The sequence below is a fragment of the Pseudomonas sp. NPDC078416 genome, from assembly GCF_050268485.1.
Classification (GTDB): Bacteria; Pseudomonadota; Gammaproteobacteria; order Pseudomonadales; family Pseudomonadaceae; genus Aquipseudomonas.
This window is the reverse complement of sequence record NZ_JBNNGV010000010.1, coordinates 1-17,752: the sequence shown is the minus strand read 5'-3', so window position 1 is coordinate 17,752 and position 17,752 is coordinate 1. Positions and strand designations below refer to the sequence as shown.

General features: G+C 61.8%; 11 protein-coding genes. 4 read left to right on the top strand and 7 right to left on the bottom strand.

The genetic code is table 11. The annotated features are described in order from the left end of the window. Nucleotides 1–158: 158 nt before the first annotated feature. The 3 genes from ACQKEN_RS11645 to ACQKEN_RS11635 form a co-directional block, all read right to left on the bottom strand. The gene (locus ACQKEN_RS11645) at nt 159–1,907 is read right to left on the bottom strand and encodes a right-handed parallel beta-helix repeat-containing protein (RefSeq protein WP_427685578.1); all 1,749 of its coding nucleotides are present in this window, start codon (nt 1,905–1,907) and stop codon (nt 159–161) included. 309 nt (nt 1,908–2,216) lie between these two features. Continuing rightward, the gene (locus ACQKEN_RS11640) at nt 2,217–4,403 is read right to left on the bottom strand and encodes a M48 family metallopeptidase (RefSeq protein WP_427685771.1); all 2,187 of its coding nucleotides are present in this window, start codon (nt 4,401–4,403) and stop codon (nt 2,217–2,219) included. Nucleotides 4,404–4,546: 143 nt separating this feature from the next. Continuing rightward, on the bottom strand, nt 4,547–5,248 hold the full coding sequence (locus tag ACQKEN_RS11635) for a DUF3053 domain-containing protein (protein WP_427685577.1): 702 nt from the start codon (nt 5,246–5,248) through the stop codon (nt 4,547–4,549). Between the two features lie 351 nt (nt 5,249–5,599). Here ACQKEN_RS11635 and ACQKEN_RS11630 point away from each other — a divergent pair, with 351 nt between their 5' ends. Both ACQKEN_RS11630 and ACQKEN_RS11625 read left to right on the top strand, forming a co-directional pair. Beyond that, nucleotides 5,600–7,297: an Hsp70 family protein gene (locus ACQKEN_RS11630; protein WP_427685576.1), complete on the top strand. Its 1,698-nt coding sequence runs from the start codon at nt 5,600–5,602 to the stop codon at nt 7,295–7,297. A gap of 3 nt (nt 7,298–7,300) precedes the next feature. Then, the gene (locus tag ACQKEN_RS11625; protein WP_427685575.1) at nt 7,301–8,905 is read left to right on the top strand and encodes a J domain-containing protein; all 1,605 of its coding nucleotides are present in this window, start codon (nt 7,301–7,303) and stop codon (nt 8,903–8,905) included. A gap of 85 nt (nt 8,906–8,990) precedes the next feature. Here the strand turns inward: ACQKEN_RS11625 and ACQKEN_RS11620 are convergent, their stop codons facing one another. Further along, nucleotides 8,991–9,935 carry a DNA/RNA non-specific endonuclease gene (locus ACQKEN_RS11620; protein WP_427685574.1) on the bottom strand — a complete coding sequence of 315 codons (945 nt, stop codon included), beginning with the start codon at nt 9,933–9,935 and terminating at the stop codon, nt 8,991–8,993. 477 nt (nt 9,936–10,412) lie between these two features. On the opposite strand from ACQKEN_RS11620, the gene ACQKEN_RS11615 reads away from it, so the two are divergent. Beyond that, nucleotides 10,413–12,842 carry a DUF3772 domain-containing protein gene (locus tag ACQKEN_RS11615; RefSeq protein WP_427685573.1) on the top strand — a complete coding sequence of 810 codons (2,430 nt, stop codon included), beginning with the start codon at nt 10,413–10,415 and terminating at the stop codon, nt 12,840–12,842. A gap of 83 nt (nt 12,843–12,925) precedes the next feature. Here the strand turns inward: ACQKEN_RS11615 and ACQKEN_RS11610 are convergent, their stop codons facing one another. Further along, nucleotides 12,926–14,284, bottom strand: a complete 1,359-nt coding sequence (locus tag ACQKEN_RS11610) for an MFS transporter (protein WP_427685572.1) — start codon at nt 14,282–14,284, stop codon at nt 12,926–12,928. Between the two features lie 325 nt (nt 14,285–14,609). Here ACQKEN_RS11610 and ACQKEN_RS11605 point away from each other — a divergent pair, with 325 nt between their 5' ends. Continuing rightward, on the top strand, nt 14,610–14,735 hold the full coding sequence (locus ACQKEN_RS11605; RefSeq protein WP_427685571.1) for a hypothetical protein: 126 nt from the start codon (nt 14,610–14,612) through the stop codon (nt 14,733–14,735). Nucleotides 14,736–15,336: 601 nt separating this feature from the next. Here ACQKEN_RS11605 and mnmH read toward each other — a convergent pair. Further along, nucleotides 15,337–16,449, bottom strand: coding sequence for a tRNA 2-selenouridine(34) synthase MnmH (gene mnmH, locus ACQKEN_RS11600; protein WP_427685570.1), 1,113 nt, complete (start codon nt 16,447–16,449; stop codon nt 15,337–15,339). Next, nucleotides 16,449–17,483, bottom strand: coding sequence for a selenide, water dikinase SelD (gene selD / locus ACQKEN_RS11595; RefSeq protein WP_427685569.1), 1,035 nt, complete (start codon nt 17,481–17,483; stop codon nt 16,449–16,451). The genes mnmH and selD overlap by 1 nt, the downstream gene beginning before the upstream one ends. Nucleotides 17,484–17,752 lie beyond the last annotated feature (269 nt).

Below are 17,752 nucleotides of genomic sequence, written 5' to 3'. Positions count from 1 at the left end.
TCGACTTTAGCGGGAAGGTCGCAAGGATGCAAAAGTCGGTGCGGGAATGGGGGCGGGAATTACATGGGATCACGCCGTGAGTGTTGCCCCACGGCGCGTGCATCCCTCGGTCCACTGTTCCGGGCTCGCGCACGGGCAAGGACGGGCCTGCCGTTACGTCAAACGAGTCCAACCTCCGGATGATCCTGAGCCACGCCTATCAGCTCCACTGACACGGCATCCGCTGCGGCTGATGAGCTGGCCAGCGACGTCGGGGCGTCGGCAAATACCATGGATTTTGAAGGGAGAGCGGCATTGAAATCACCGTCCAGCACCAGTTCGAAGCGATGCCCTTGCACGTCGGCGTCGAGGTCTTTCAGGTAGACCCGGGTGTGCTCGGCGTTGCTGGTGAACTTCAACGTGCCGTCATGGCCGTCGCCAAACCCGGTATAGCCGAGGCCCGAGACGTCGAGGGTGTCGTGGGCGGCATCGAAATCGCCGATGCGGTCTGCATGGCTGGCAGTCGATGTTCGGTAGCTGTCGGACACCGAAGCAAACCGGAACAGATCCGACCCTGCGCCGCCGAACAGCACGTCGGCATCGGCGCCGCCGATCAGGGTGTCGTTGCCGCTGCCGCCCAGCAGTCGATCATGGCCGGCGCCGCCCCAGAGCAGGTCCGCCCCCGATCCGCCGTTCAGGGTGTCTGCCCCGTCCTTGCCATTGATCGAGTCAGCCTTGGCCGTTCCGACCATGGCATCGCTGCCATTGCCGCCGTCGATGGCATTCAGTAAGGGGTTGGTCCCGACGTGGTCACCCGCACCCTCCAGCGATACGGTGTCCTGCAGGTGCGCGAAGGTGTTGCCGTACACCGAGTTGCTGCCGGACTGCCCGCTCTCCTCTGCCACCCCGAAGGTGCTCTTGTCGCCGCCCGTGATGATGTTGTCCGCGAAGGTGTTGTGGTCAGCCGGATGAAGTTTCCCGGAGACGCCGCCGCGATCGTCGAACGGCTGGATCAGGACTTCCGGGATGCCGGCTTTCTGCGCGTTTTCGTGAATCAGATTGCCGCGAACCTCAACGTCCGTGCTGCCATAGACACGCACGCCGGACGTGCCGTTGTGGTGAATGTCCACGCCGCTGATATCAACGCCATTGGACAGCTTCACCAACACGCCTTCAGCCGCATTGCCGTACACCTCGCCACCTTCAATGGTGATGTGGTACGGCGAAGGAATGTTTTCGCTGCCGCGCTGGACGACGATGCCGCCGCCGCCATTGTCGTGGGAGACATTGTTCAGCAGCGCCAGGTCGTGGGTGGTCGTGACGATATTGAAACCGTGGCGGTCATTGTCGTAGGCCAGGTTGTTGCGAAACGTGCTGTCGATCAGGTAGTCGGCAACGAAGCCGTCCAGCCCGTTGCCATGGGACACGCTGTTTTCAATGAGCATGTTCGCCGTGCGTTCGTGGGGGTCGAAGCCGTAGCCCGAGCAATCACGGATCTCGACCCCGGAGAGCGTGACATTGCTGTCCTGACCCGGCTGCCCTGGCAGGAAGCCGTTGTACCAGCCATCCACCTTGCCGCTGGTGTTGTCTCGATTGCCGTCGAGGGTAAGATTGCTCACGCCGAAATCGTGGGTCGCCTCGCCGCTGGCGGAGCGGATGATGCCAGTGACCGCCTGGTCGGTGCCGTCTGCCAGCTTGAGCACCGTGGTGCCCATGCCCTCGCCTTTGATGAACACATTGCTTTTGAGCATCAGCGCGCCATCGGCAGGCTTGTCGCCCGGGGTCAGGGTCCAGGTGCCGGCAGGAATGTAAACGTCGCCGCCGCCGGCTTTGGCCGCCGCATCGATGGCGGCCTGAATGGCTGCGGTGTCAGACGTATGTCCATCACCGACCGCGCCGAAATCCCGGACATTGAATTGCAGTGTCATCACATGCTCCGTTTTGAATGAAGAGACGGGGGGCAGTATGGGCACGCTGTGTGAAAGGTGGGCCATCAGACGGCCCATGTGACGAGCGGAGGGCAAATGAACTCGGGGCAATGGCAGCGTGGGTTGACGTACGCCTGCCGTTGCAGAAGGGCGGCTTGCCCCGCGATCGGCTGCGAACCAGCCGTACAAACTGACGATCGCATGTGGACTGACACAACACAGTCGCCTGATTAACTGCCGCTGCGCGCCAGATCGCGGGACAAGCCACGCTCCTACAGGTGGTTTCGGTCACACCACTCACCCTCCGATTTATCCGGCACTGACCTCCCCACCCTGCTCAAACCGCTGCTGCAGCAAATGCCGCGCTGCACCCGCGTTGACGTAGCTCCCGATCAGTTCGGCAAGCTCGGGGAGCTTGAGCTTTTTGTCATCGCGGCAGAACTGGGAGAGGGGCAACATCAACCAGCGTTTCTTCTTGTTGAGCACCGCATCAGGCGAGAAAAACGAACGTGGGGTCAGCTCGGGCAGCGGCGCGTCGTGTTCAAGCAGAACAGTCAGCATGAGCACATTGCCGACGTGAAGGCTGAAATCGGCGATGTCGCGAATCGGCAGAGGCGCTTTGAGGTTGGCGAACACAAAGTGATCCGGCGTCAGCAGCAGCGCAGTTTTGTGGGCGCGTCTGAAGAAGCGCAATCCAAAGGGCAACGTGCACAGCGTGATGAGCAGAGCGACGCCGCCACCGACAAAGAACGGCTGCGGATCATGCCCTGCAAACCCCGAAAACAGCAGTGGGGCAAGCAGCAGAGCCAGCCCCGCCAGCGCCGACAGGCCACTGAACCCGAGCAGGATCTGTCCCCGCAAGCGCGCCCCTTCGTGCAGTGCCACGTCGCCGGTTACGTTGCCGGCGTGAGTGCGCAACGCCTCCACGATGGCAGCGTCCTGCTGAACATGATGGGTCAGGTAGTCCTGGGTCAGGCGACTGCGCAACACCTCGGGCTGAGCGAAATAGCGGTCCATGGCAGCGCAGGCCACTGCGGCATCCAGCGCCCGCGTGCCCGTGCGCACGGCGTCGTCGATCGACACCTTGAGGGACGCTACCCGCTCGCCGTTCGAAGGATGCGTGTCTGACGGATGCGGCAGCTGCGTGGCCATTTCATCTTCCGGCAGGGTCAGCGGCAACGCAGCCATCTCATGCAGAAGTGACGTGGGCAGATCCTGGACGGCGCTCTGCTCCGGCGTCAGATGGGTGGCTTGGGCGATATGGGTGGCCAGGCGATCCTGAAGCATCGGGTCAATGGCGGAAATGCGCACCAGCGCCGACGCGGCCGCCAGGTTGCCCGCCAGCTGCGCACCGGCGGCATCGGCTTCCAGCTCGCGCACACGGCTCCAGTGCATCACTGCGTGGTCGAAGCTTTCCATGAACCAGGCACCCAGCATGAACGCCGGGTGGAGGGTCGCTCGCTGCAGCCATTCGCTGTCGACCAGGGTCTGGCCGATCACCACCAGGCTGCGCTCGATGCCGTGGTAAATCGGCACGAAGCGCATGCTGAACTCGGTATCCGCGCCCGCGAAATGCCCCAGCTCGTGGCCGATGACTGCGGTGGTCTCGGCTTCATCGAGGATGCCCAGGTACACCAGCGGCACATGCAGGGTGCGCCCCGTCAAAGTGGTGTTGGCCGGCGCGAGGGTGATGTCCCCGGAGGTGACGTAAAAGCCGGCGGCCATGCCCAGCACGATGTGATCGGGCGGCAACGCGCCCAGTTTCCGGGCCAGATCATTGACGTACGCCCAGAGCACCGGCGCCTGTTCGGCGCTGACCGCCTCCCCCATCACGTCCATCGGCGTGGGCTGGAACATGTTGAGCATGACGCGCAATTGCGTGCCCATCTGCCAGATCGAGTACAGGCAACCGGCGACCAGGACCATGGCAAAGAACATGAACTTCATTTCGCCTGCCGACAGCCGCCCGACATGCCAGGCGCCCAACGCTTCGAACGCGACGATGGCGGCAATCGCTGCCCCCATGACCACCACGTGGCCGACCAGAACGAAGGGCAGCAGCCGGGTCACGCGGGTGAAGCTGTGCAGCAGTTGCTCCCGTGATTGCATGGCCCGCCGGCCTGCCCAGGTGAGGGCAAGCAAGCCGAGCCCGCCGACCAGGGCAGCCAGCAAACCGAGGATGATGGTGCCTCTTGCCAGCCAGACCATGACGTTGGTCAGCGGCAGCAAGGTGTCCAGCTCGTCCTGCATCTCAGTGACGCGGGACAACGCCATCTTCACTTCCATTTTCTCGCCGTCGCCGACGTCGACCATCACCGGTCGTGAACCGCTCTTGTCGGCGATGGCTTGCAGTTCCGGGCGAAATTCAGCGAGGTCGGCTTGATAGGCGACGTACTCGGCGCGGTCGTCGGTGCTGCGTTGCAGCTGCCAGACACCGACCAGATTCAGCGCCAGCGGGAATAAGACCAGTACAGCGATCAGTTTCAGCTTTTTCACGTTCATGTGGCGGCTCTCTTCACTGCGCCGCCGAGTGCCATCCCTGGCGCGCGCATACATCCTTGAGCAAAGGCCAGACGACCTTTGCGTGATTTATGACATCGAGGGCTGAGAAATCCCCGGTGCCTGTATCAGGTCGGGATTCAGCGGCCCAACATGACGGCCTGCATGCGTGTCTGTGCTTCCTGAACCGCCTTGGCTTTTGCATTCAGCTCCTGCAGCAGCGTGTTCAATTCAGCCTGCACCTTGGGGTCGGTCACTTGAATCACCGAGCCATTGATCTGGATCTGCGCCTTGTGAGCGTCGACGTAGTCGGCCACTTTGAGGCCCGATTCGAAGGTGCCGTTGACCTGCGGCATCACGGTCAGAAACGTGTTGGCCGGTACCGTGACGGTGCGATCATAGGCGCTGTCGTACACCGTTTTCAGATCGTCAGGCTGTTTGAGCTGGGCATGGGCTGCGTCGGCTTTTGCCAACTCTTGCTTGAGCTGCGCGATCAAGTCATTGACGCCGGTTTGCACCGTCTTGAGATCATCGCGGCGCTCGATCACGTCGCTCAATGAATGGAACGCGCCTTTCTGCACGAAACCGTTCAGGGGTTTGACGCTGGCGTCCATCCCGCTGTTGAAGTCGGTGATCACGGCGTAGTGCTGGGTGTAATCGCCGAAAGACTTCGATTCTTCAGGTGTCAGCTTGGGCACGTGGACGCCCGGCTTGTCGATGATGCGGGTCTGCAGGAACTGCTTGAACGCGGCGCGCTGGTCAGGCTCGCTGCTGCCACAGGCGGTCAGTAGCAGCGGCAGTGCGAGGGCGAGTAGCCAGTGGCGGCTGAATGAGACGGTCATTGTCGGAGGATCTCCAGTGAGTGAATAAAGCGGTGGCGCAGACGGTGTGCTTCAGGTGCTGGGGTTTCCACTTCGATCCAGGCGCAAAACCCGGGCGTATCGCGTGCCGGATGAGCAACGCTGACGCAGATGAAACCCGCTTTAACCGTCATGCTAGATAGCTTGCGGAGAATTAAATTCCCTTTGGATCCCATTATTTTGTATTTTTGCGAAATGTTACGCAGTTGGCGCAACGGGTCCGAATGAGCACTTGAACCCTGCGCGCCGGTTATCCTCAAACTCGCGCACACAACCTCCGGCCTCAGGGAAGACAACGTCAATGAAAACCAGGACGCACACAGGAACTCGCCCATGATTGTCGGGATTGACCTTGGCACGACCAACAGCCTGGTCGCGGTCTGGAAAGACGATGCCAGCATGCTGGTGCCGAACGCGCTGGGCCAGTTACTCACGCCGTCCGTAGTCGGACTGGACGACGAGGGCCGGATTCTGGTCGGTCAAGCGGCTCGCGAACGCCTGCACACCCACCCTTCTCTGACCACCGCGTTGTTCAAACGCCACATGGGCAGCGCTCACCAGACGGCCCTCGGCAACCACGTATTCCGTCCTGAAGAACTTTCTGCGCTGGTACTCAGAAGTCTCAAGGAAGACGTCGAGCGTGCCTATGGCGAAACCGTCGTTGAAGCCGTCATCAGCGTCCCGGCCTACTTCAGCGACGCCCAGCGAAAAGCCACGCGCATCGCGGGGGAACTGGCCGGCCTCAAGGTCGACAAGCTGATCAACGAGCCCACTGCCGCCGCGCTGGCGTTCGGCTTGCCGCAACACGGCAAGGAATGTTCGTTTCTGGTGTTTGACCTGGGGGGCGGCACGTTTGACGTGTCGATCCTTGAGCTGTTCGAGGGCGTGATGGAGGTCCGCGCCAGTGCGGGGGACAACTTCCTGGGTGGCGAAGATTTCGACCGGCTGCTGGCCGAGGCCTTCGTTCGCACCCAGGCCGGGCAGCCAGGCTTCCCCGCCCCCGAATCCATCGCTCACGCGCTGCACCGCGAGGCCCAACGCCTGCGCATCGCCCTGGGCCAGGTCCGCAGCGACGAGTTCGTGCTGCGGGTGGACGGCCAGCAGTGGCAGCAAACCTTCACCCAGGAGGACATGGCCGCGCTGTATGCGCCGTTGCTCGAACGGCTCCGCAACCCGGTCGAACGGGCCATGCGCGATGCCAGGCTGCAGATCGGCGATCTCGACGAAATCCTGATGGTGGGCGGCACCACGCGTATGCCGCTGGTGCGCAAACTGGCGGCGGGCATGTTCGGGCGCTTCCCTTCCATTCAGCTTAACCCCGACGAAGCCGTGGCCCACGGAGCAGCGATTCAGGCAGCCTTGAAGTCCCGGGACGCGGCGCTGGAGGAAGTGGTGCTGACGGACGTCTGCTCCTACACCCTGGGTATTGAGGTCTCACAACAGCACGGCCAGCACCGTGAGAGTGGACACTATCTGCCGATCATCGAGCGCAACACCACCGTACCGGTCAGCCGGGTGAAGACCGTTTGCTCCGCCGAGGAAGGCCAGGCCGCTGTGAAGGTGTGTATCTTCCAGGGTGAAAGCCGTCTGGTGCGCGATAACATTCCGTTGGGTGAACTGGAGATTCCCCTTCCGCCGCACAACAAGGGCAACGTCGATCTCGACGTCCGCTTCACCTACGACAACAACGGCATTCTCGAGTGTCAGGTCACTATTCCCAAAACCGCCGAGCAGTTCGCGCTGGTCATCGAAAACAACCCCGGCGTGCTCAGTCCCAAGGAAATTGCCGAGCGTCTGCAAGCACTCGCCGCGCTCAAGGTCCATCCCCGCGACCAGCAGGTCAACACGCTGCTGATGGCGAGGCTGGAGCATTTGTATCAGGAGAGCCTGGGAGAACGCCGCGAACTGATCGGTGATTGGGCAGGCCAGTTTCAGCGCGCCCTCGACAGTCAGGACGAGCGCATCATCCGGCAAACGCGCACAGAGCTGAACGAGCGACTTGGCCAGCTGGAACGCGGGGGCTGGCACTGACCCATGGACGCGACTGTCGATTGCTGGAAGATTCTCGACCTCCCTGCCCGCTCCGACGAGCGCAGTGTTAAACGCCAATACGCCAAGCTGCTGAAGGTTACCCGCCCGGACGAAGACCCGGTGGCATTTCAACGATTGCGTGAGGCCTACGAGCGCGCATTGCGACTGGCGCGCGACGGCGACGATGGCGTTGGCGGTGACGCTTCGTTTGTACAGACTTCGGCAGCGCCTCTGGTGCAAAGGCCTGCGCCGGTCACGCAGCCAGTGGTGCCTTCCGCTCAGGAACAGGCCGCCGAGCTGCTCGAGACGTTTGACGACGACGCCGTTGATCAATGCTGGAATGAGGCGATCGCGCTGGGCATTGAATCGACCGTCGAGACCCTGCTGTTCATGCGGTGCGTACAGGCGCCGGAGGCGCACCCGCACCTGTTGCATTGGGGCCTTGAAACCCGCCAGTGGTTGACACCATGGCAGCAGATTCGCCCGCGGGAAGCCGATCAGGAGCGCCTTGGCCATCTGCTCTCCATAGGGTTGTACCGCCGGCTGGAGCAATACATGACCGCCGGCGAAGAAACACGCTTCATCGGATGCCTTGAGCACCACAGTCGACAAGGGTGGCTGGGCGATTTGGCGCGTCGCCAGACGCTGCACGTGCAGGTGCTCGATCTTTTTCTCGAACACAAGCACTGGTCCCCCGCGTTGTTTCAGAGGATCCGCCAGCTGTTCGCCTGGGACACTGAGTCAGCGGTTGTTCCCATCGTCGATGAGCAATGGCACGCGCTACTCGCGCGCTGCGAAGAGAAGAAATGGGTGGATGAACTGCGTGCACGGGTGCGCGAGGGCGAGGGCGAGGAGCATCCCAACCCTCGGGCCAATGCCGCTGCGCTGTTCCTGACGGGTTCGGCTGCGGAACGCCTTCAGGCACGCGTCGCGACCTTCACCGAGGCAGACTGGCAGGCTTGCGAACAATTATCCGAGGATTTCACGAAGCGGTTTCCCGACTGGGCACGAAGGTTCCCGGACCACAATCCGTGGTTCTGGAAAGCACTGGTGGGTCCGGAAAGTCCGCCCCACGTCACGCAGCGGGCGGGCATTGTTCTGACTATAACTCTCGCACTGAATGGCATACTCGACGTCCCCGCCCCTCTCCTGCTCTTGGCGGTCATGTCGCCGCTCATCTTGGTGACAGGGCTGCTACTCACGTACATGGGCAAGAAGCTGTATGAGCACTGGGTCAGATTCACGGAGTACTTCTACGAAGAGGATCAACGCTTCAGCGCATGGTGCGCACGCCACACACTGACGCGGAATCGGCGTTATCTGGTGATCCGCAACGGCGTACCGGTGCTGGCCCTGGCCTTTGTGCTCTGGAAATGGCTGGGACTTCTGGGGGTGGCCACCTACGTCATCACTGGCCTGATCGGCAGACTGCAACCCAAAAGTGCAGTGCCAGTGGATCGCCAATATCGCTGGCGCAAGCCGCTGCAGGCGATCTACCGGATCGCCGGGCTCAGCCGTCTGCAGTGGCTGTTCTGCATCGTCATGGTGAGTGTGATTGCGTATGTGCAAATGGACATGCCCGGCACCCAGCTGACGCGAGGCACCTGAAGCCGGGCCGCTTTCTGGAGAAGTTGCACGGAAGGGCCTAGTCGTAGAAAAAGAGGCCCCTTGGCAGCGGTATCGCAGGACAATGCTACAGCCGAATATCCTCCGGCCGCTGAATCAGCGCCTCGATCCGGGTGCCGGTGATCTGCTCTTCATTGGAAAACCCGTCATACCGCGCCAGCTCACCGAAGCTGATGCCGGTGAGCGCCTCAATCTGAGTGACGCTGCGTCGATACGTCCTCAGTGCGCCAAACACCAGCTCCAGCTTGCCCAGCTCGCGGGTCTGGTCGATCACGTACGCGCTGGCCGAAGGCTTGCCGTCATCGCCAAGGAATGCGACGACTTTCCAGAAGGCTCGGGGTATCTGCACGCCCCGGTACAGCGGGTCGTCACTGCGCAGGACCGGTCCGGTAAAAACCGTGGCGCGCTCTTTCCAGCGGCGGGTGTTTTCCAGGATGAAGTCTTCGAGCTCCAGCCAGGTTTTCTGGTTGAAGGCGGACATCTGCGGCGAGCAGTTGGTGAAATGGAAGGTGTCCAGATTGGCGGTCTGCGCCTCGGCGCCCCAGTTGGGGTCCTGCCGGCGAACCAGATGGCCGCGATCCAGCAGGTTGTCACGGTACAGATCGTCGCCGATCTGCGCCTCGACCGGCAGGCGACCGTCGTAGGCCCAGGTGTCCTGAGTCCGCACGATCTCGACGCTGCTGCCACCCTCGATGTTCACCCCGACGTACCGCGCGATGCGTCGACTGCGGGACATGCTGATGGAGAAGTGGGTGTAGTCCAGACGATGGCCCGGAGTGCCCACGGGAAACACGTCATCCGGCGTTGATGTCGTCGGCCATGGCACGACGAAATCCCCGAGGAAATCGCCGCTGTAGCCTGACCGACCTTCCAGTTGCGACGCCGGTGTGACCCGTCCCTGGGGGGTTGATCGCAGCGCGGTGGCATGAGCTGACGGATCGGCGATGATGGGCTGAAGATCGGCGAGACGGGGGCGGTGGGCGAGATCCACCGGAGCGTTGTGTGTCGACATCGAGCTACCTCATTGACGTGGGGAGACCCGTCGAGCGCGGGCCGTGGCGTTTCAACCAAACGTGATCATGTGCCGCAACGTGTGAATATCACATGACCTGACGGGACAGTGGGTATCGGTTAGCTGTGGTGCTCGAAAGGGCCACTTCCCGGCTGAAGCCGGTCCCACTAAAAGCAGTGTGTGCACTCGGTGGGATTGGCGCTGAAACCTCATTGTGGGACTGGCTTTAGCCGGGAAGGCGTCGGGTGCCACGCCGCAAATCCGATGATGCTCATACGGACCTCTTCCCGGCTGAAGCCGGTCCTGCTGATCGCGGATATCCAGTGGGCCGCTAAATCGCTTGAGAGTCGTTTCTGACCCAATACTTGCTATGATCCGCCCCCGCGCGCACGAATGGTCGAGAGTCCCCGCCTCCCGTTCGATACCTGCGCCAGACGATCAGATCGCACAACCGGTTGACGCCCCAAAGGAACCCGAATGCAACACGCTACGTTGAACCGTTTCTACGCTGGGCTGCTCGCGCTGTTACTGTGCGTCACCCTGCCCGCTTTCGCACAGGCCGCGGCGGCGCAGGTCGCGCCACAAACCGCACCGCAGGCCGCGAGCCAGAGTGACGCAACGCCGGAAGTCGAGGCGCCAAGCCTGGATGACCTGAGCGAACAGCTCGACCAGATCCGGCAGAAAGTCACCGTGAGCGCCAACGACGACCTGCTCTCAAGCCTGCGCCAGGCCGCGTTGCAGGTGCAGAAACAAGCCGATGATCTGATTGCCAAACAGGCGGTCGATATCGAGCACCTGAACGATCAACTGAACATCCTTGGCCCGGTGCAACCGGACGAAGCCCCCACCCTGACCAGCCAGCGAAAGGCATTGACCGCCCAGAAAAACGCGCTGGTCAGCGACGAGCGCCAGACCAATACCTTGAGTCAGTCGGCACGGGATCTCGCCACGCAGATCTTCAGCCTGCGCCGCAGCCTTTTCGATTCCCAGATCAGCACCCGCACCGCCAGCCCCCTCAGTTCGGCCTTCTGGTCGACCCTGATTCGCCCGACCGATGACGACCTCAGGCGCATGAATGGCCTGCTGGGCGACGTACAAAGCGTGTTCACCAGCGCCCTCGCCCCCGGCAACCGCATGCTGTTTGCCAGCGTGGTGATCGGCGCGCTGCTGATCTGGGTGGTGGTGCGTCGCCTGCTGGAGAGCCTGCTGATCCGCCTGATGGTCCGCTGGTTGCCCGAAGGTCGTCTGCGCCGCAGCGCCCTGGCATTGGCCGTCGGACTTGCGACGGTGCTCACCATCACCACTGCCACCTCCCTGCTGCGCTGGGGCATCACCAGCCATGCAGTGCTGAGCAACGACGTAGTCAATCTCCTCGACCAACTGCAGACGCTGATCACCTTCTGCGCCTTCATCGTCGGCCTGGGTCGCGCGCTGTTGATGCTGCCGCACCCCTCGTGGCGCCTGCCTGGTATTCCGGACGAAATCGCCACGGCCATGGGCCGCTTTCCGCCTGTGCTGGCCCTGGCGCTGATGATCATCGGCACCCAGGAGCGGATCAACAGCGTGATCGCCAGCAGCCTGGCGCTGACCGTCGCGGTCAACGGCCTGACGGCGCTGGCGGTTTCGCTGGTGTTTTTCTTCGGTCTGGTGCGTTATCGCCGCACCCGCCGCCGCTTTGCAATCGAGCGTCCGGGCGGCCTTGCCGGGCTGATTCCGTTCGTCGTCGCCGTCTGGGTCGGCCTGAGTTTGCTCGCCTTGCTGAGCGGCTACCTGACCCTCGCCTACTTTCTCGCGGTCAAGCTGCTGTGGATGAGCGTGGTGGCCTCGACCGCCTACCTGCTGGTGGCTTTCTTCGGCGACGTCTGCGAAACCCTCCTGTCGCCCAAGCAACCAGGCGGCATGGCACTGGGGTCGGCACTCGGCCTGTCCCCGCGCCATCAGGCCCAGGCGAGCACCATTCTGGCGGGCGTTGGCCGCAGTTTGCTGCTGCTGGCCGCCGTGCTGCTGGCCTTCCTGCCGTCTGGTTCAAGCCCGGGCGAGTTGCTCGAAAGCTTCACCCGGATGGAAGTCACCGACAAATCCCTGGGCGCCCTGAACATCGTTCCAAGCGACATCCTGATGGCACTGGGTTGCCTGGTACTCGGCATGCTGGGCGTGCGCGTGCTCAAGGAATGGTTCGGCGAACGCCTGCTGCCGGAAACCAACATGGACGCCGGCATGCAGGCGTCTCTGGTGACCCTGATCGGCTACATCGGGTTTGTGCTGGTGATTGCGGTGGTGATGTCGACGCTGCACATCAGCCTGACCAACCTCACCTGGGTAGTGAGCGCCCTGTCGGTGGGGATCGGGTTTGGTCTGCAAGCGATCGTGCAGAACTTCATCTCCGGTCTGATTCTGTTGACCGAACGGCCGGTCAAAGTCGGAGACTGGGTGAGCCTGGCGGGGGTCGAGGGCGATATTCGCCGGATCAACGTGCGTGCCACCGAAATCCAGATGTCCGACCGCTCCACGGTGATCGTGCCGAACTCACAGTTCATTACCCAGAACGTGCGCAACGTGACCATGGGCAACGCGCTGGGCGTGGTCGGGATTTCCCTGACGCTGCCGCTGGAAACGGATGTCTTGCAGATTCGCGAACTGCTGTTGCAGGCGTTTACCGAGCACGAAGCCGTGCTCGATACGCCCGCGCCCTCGGTCACTTTCAAAGACCTGACCAACACGGGCCTGATCATCAGCGCCAGCGGTTACGTGAACAGCCCGCGCTCGGTGGGCAATGCCCGAAGCGATCTGTTGTTCACCGTGCTCGGGCGCCTGCGTGAAATGGGCATCGCGCTGTCTGCACCGCAGAGCATGGTGTTGATCAATGACGGGCTGACTAAAGAGCAGCCGCCGGCCGTGGCTGATTGATCGCTTAATCACCCATGTCCGGGTGGATGGGTGCGCGGCGTGACAGTCGACTTCATGACTGACACGCCGCTCGACCACCGGAATCAGCTCACCTCTTTGTTCGGGTCTTCGGCATGGGCCCAGCGATAATCCAGACGCGGCGCGAACACTTTGATTCGGCGCTTGATCTTGATCAGGATCGGGTCATGCACCGGCTCCGGGTCTTTCAGGAATGCGGTCAGCACAGCGCTCAGTGCGTAAAGGCCGCAGAATGCCCAGACCACGCCTTCAATGCCGTAGCTTTCATTAAAGATTGCCACCACGGCCGGGCCCACCCATGTCGACGCGCCAGCACCCAGGCTCAGCACCGACAGCGCCGCAGCTTTGTTGTTGGGCGCCAACGCCGGTGCGAGCGCCGACAGCGGCACAAAGCACGCCAACGTCAGGCCGTAGAACGCACCGAAGATCGAAGCGATCAGGAAGTCGTGGGGGAACGCTTGCGGCATAAAGAAGAACAACGGCGTGCTGATCGTGCTGCCCACCGCGCCAAACCACAGGATCGTATTGCGATAACCAATCTTGGTGCTGATCACGCTAGAGCTCAGATTACCGATGATGTTGAACACGAAGACGATGGTCAGCAGGCGTAACCACTCTTCCAGCGTGAAGCCGACGGTGTGCATGAAGAACCCGGGCATGACCACCAGAAAACCGAACATCGACGAGGTGTTGATCACCCGGACGAGAGCGGCCAGCGAGACTTTCGGACGGGTCCACATGATGGTGATGTTCTTGGCCATCGACACCATCGGCCGCTCGCCTTCGGGGGCGAGCCGACGCATGCCGTGGGCTTCACGCATGCCGACCAAACCAATCACACCGCCTATGACCACCAGAGCAAAGGACAGCCAGAAGGTTTGCAGTGCGCCAATCAGCGGGATCGCGGCGCTCGCCACCAGGGAACCCAGCATCGGCAGGCCCGCGGCGTAAGCCACCCAGAACCAGCCCACAGCCATGCCCATTTTGCGGGAAGGCGTGGAAGCGGCAATCCAGACCAGAAAGCCGTAGGCGAACAGCGGATAACCGAAACCGCGCAGGCCGTAGGTCAGCAGAATCATCGAGTAGCTCAATTCCTGCAGACCGTAGATCAGGAAGAGCACTTCAAACACGCTCCAGATGATCAAGCCCAGGAACATCACCCGTTTCGGGCCCCAGATATTGGAAAGCGCGCCGGCGAGCCACGATGAAATCCCGACCGTGACGCCGTAGAGGGTGAAGATCATGGCGATTTCGTCGCCGGGCATGCCGCGATCACTGAGGAAGGGCGAGAGGTATCCGAGTTCTACGCCATCGCCGATCATGAAGATCAACAGGCCGACAAACCCCCAGAACATGGGATAGGGAATGCCGACTTTTTCGCAGAATCGTGAGAGTGGAGTGTTCGGAGTGGATTGATCGCTCAATTTTCCGGTCCTTTTTGATGCACGGCGTTTGGTCGCGCCGAATGAATGGCCTCGATGAGGTTGAAAGGCAGTTGATGTTGCACAGATTTACGCTTCGGGCAGCGAGCAAAACTGGCTTGATGGGTAGCGCGCGGTGGTCGGACGTGACAGCAGCTATCGTCGACCCATTAATCTATGTTTTTTCTAGATTTTCGAGCCCGTAGCCAGCCTTTTATGACAGATGAAACGATTAAGCTCAACCGCAGGATTTCAATCCGGGTGCGACAATGTGCCCGGTTGTATCGCCTAAGGCGTAGAAGGACTGGGCGATCAGGTGTTGCGATTTGTGTCTGAAAATAAATACATTCTTTTTCTACAGGATGGCTCTATTCCGAGCTTCTCGGCGATTTTCACCGGAACAACGGCGGTTTTGATGCCAGCGCTGGCGGAACAGGCGGCCAGCGAAACCTGATCAAACAAAACGCTGGGCCATGGGGCGCATTTACGTCGCGACGGTTGTTAAGCGAATACGCTTATGAACATGCCCTCGCGCTGCGTGGCCATGCTTCCCAGGACGCTCCGCGTCCATTCCCGGCTAAAGCCGGTCCCACTGAAAGTACCGCGTCCCGCAGACGAGGCGCATTCCAGGATGGGGAAAGTGACGCGGAGCGTCACGGGATGCATTTCCACGCGGAGCGTGGGAACGATCAATTCGCGGCGCCCGTACTGCCCTCTTCCCGGCTAAAGCCGGTCCCACTAAAAGCACCGCGCACACCCTGTGGGACCGGCTTCAGCCGGGAAGCTTTTGATCTTCTTTTGATCTTCATGCGCAAAATGCCCAGACACCGCCAATCGCGACTTGGGTGCAGGCTGAACGCAGGTCTCGCGCAGTGGGCCGAGCCGCATGGATGCGGCGAAAGCGCCGTCAGGACATGGATGTCCGTTCGGCGCGGGCCCACGGAGCGGGGCCGGAGTGAAGGGACCCCGAGGAACGAGGGGCCCAACCAGGAGCACAAGCCCTTGGTTACTTGGGGCTTTATCAAGTAACTCGCCGAAGGCGAAACGCGAGGCCGTTAGGCCGAGGCTCTTGATCTGCTCCGCTGTTTTAAATACTCCACAACAGCCCGCTGATCCCCTGCAAACTCGATCCGGGGGTTCTTGCTGTCCCGCTGAAATGCATACATCGGATCGTAATACTCGCTCAACATCCCGCTGATCCAGCCCCGATGCTCATCCACCGCCCCACTGCGCGCCTGCTCGGCCAAGGCACTGTCCATGATCGCCGCCAGCCGCTGATAACGCTCACCGCCCAACCGTCGAACGATACTGGCCAGACTGTGCTTCAGCCGCTCGGCGTACGCCACAAAACCCGTTTCAACGCCCTGCACGGCGATGAACTCCGCACACAGATCAGTCACATAATCCTTCAGAATCCGCTCGACCCGGCTGTCGAAACTGTCCTCCAGCCACACCAGCGGCGCGTCCTGCATGATCCGGTACAACTCAAGGGGCACCGCACGACTGCCGACGATCCGCCCCTCATCCTCGACCACGAACTGATTCACGTCCCGGGCGCGCTTCTTGAGAATGTCGACAGCGAGGACGTTCTCGAAATCGATCTGCCCCGGCTGCGGCGTTGCGTGTTTGCCAAAGCTCGAACCGCGATGGTTGGCATGCCCTTCCAGATCGAGCCCATTGTCGAGCTGCTGCAGCACCTCGGTCTTGCCGCTGCCGGTCAGGCCACCGATCAGCACGAAATCGCACTCGGCCACGGCCTGCTCGGTCACCTCGATCAAAAAGCTGCGCATCGCCTTGTAACCACCGATAACCCGGGGGTACTCGATGCCCGCCTCGCTCTTGAGCCATTGCTGGGTGATCTGCGAACGCAGCCCGCCGCGAAAGCAATACAGAAAGCCCTCGGGATGGTTGCGCGCAAAATTAGCCCACGCGTCGATCCGCGCCTGTTTCAAGTCGCCCGCCACCAGGGTGTGGCCCAGTTCGATGGCGGCCTGTTGACCGTCCTGCTTGTAGCTGGTGCCGACCTTTTGCCGCTCGACGTCATTCATCAGCGGCAGATTGATCACGCCGGGGAACGCGCCCTTGGTGAATTCCACTGGCGCGCGCACGTCCATCATTGGCACGTCGTTGAGGAAAATCTCGCGCAGGTCGGCGCTGTTGTCGCGCATCAGAACACCTCGACCGCGAGTGGCTGTCGCTCGATCAGTTCGCCGATCGGCGCAAGGCTCAGGCCCAGTTCGTCGGCCATGGCCAGGAACGCCACTTCTTCAGCGGGCTCCACGGCAACCAACAGGCCGCCGCTGGTTTGCGGATCGCACAGCAGCAGTTTTTGGGCATCGGTCAACGCGCCAATGCGCTCGCCATAGCTGTCGTAATTGCGGTGGGTGCCTCCGGGGATGCAATCCTGCTCGATGTAAAAATCGACGCTGCCCAGACGCGGCACGGCGGCCGCGTTCAGGCGTGCAGTCACGCCACTGCCGTCGGCCATTTCAACCAGGTGCCCGAGCAAGCCGAAGCCGGTTACGTCGGTCATTGCAGTAACGCCGGCCAATCGGGAGAAACGGCTGCCGGGCTTGTTCAGCGTGCACATCACGTCACGGGCCAGGCCAATGTCTTCTTCGCGCAGCAGGCCTTTCTTCTCGGCCGTGGTGAGGATGCCGATGCCCAGGGGCTTGGTCAGGAACAGTTTGCAGCCCACGGTGGCGGTGTCGTTGCGCTTCATGAAGCGCTTCTCTACCAGCCCCGTGACGGCCAGACCGAAGATCGGCTCGGGCGCGTCGATGGAGTGACCGCCCGCCAGCGGAATACCCGCCGCGTCGCACACGGCACGCCCGCCACGGATGACTTCCCGGGCGATTTCCGGGGCCAGCACGTTGACCGGCCAGCCGAGAATGGCGATGGCCATCAGTGGATCGCCGCCCATGGCGTAAATGTCGCTGATGGCGTTGGTCGCGGCGATGCGGCCGAAGTCGAACGGGTCATCGACGATGGGCATGAAGAAGTCGGTGGTGGACACGACGCCCTTTTCGTCGTCGATGGCATAGACAGCCGCGTCATCGCGCGAGGCATTGCCGACCCACAGGCGCGGGTCGAGGTTCTGCGCGCCGCTGCCGGCGAGAATGGTTTCAAGCACCTTGGGCGAGATCTTGCAGCCGCAGCCGGCGCCATGGCTGTATTGGGTAAGACGAATCGGGTCGGTCATGGGAAGCCCCTGAGTTTCAAGGCGCCGAAGTCTACCAGAGGCGCCAGTGGGTTGAAGGTTTGCTGGATGGCTGGATGCATCGGCGGACTCTCAGACGGTCTTGTAGGAGCCGGCTTGCTGGCGAACACGGTAGGCCAGAAAAAGAGATGTCGCCTGACACGCCGCCTTCGCCAGCAAGCCGGCTCCTTGTATCTCGACTTTGTCTTCACAGAAGGTAAAGTTCTCGACTGATCATCGAGGGAAAGGCGTGAAGACGACCGGCTCCTAGT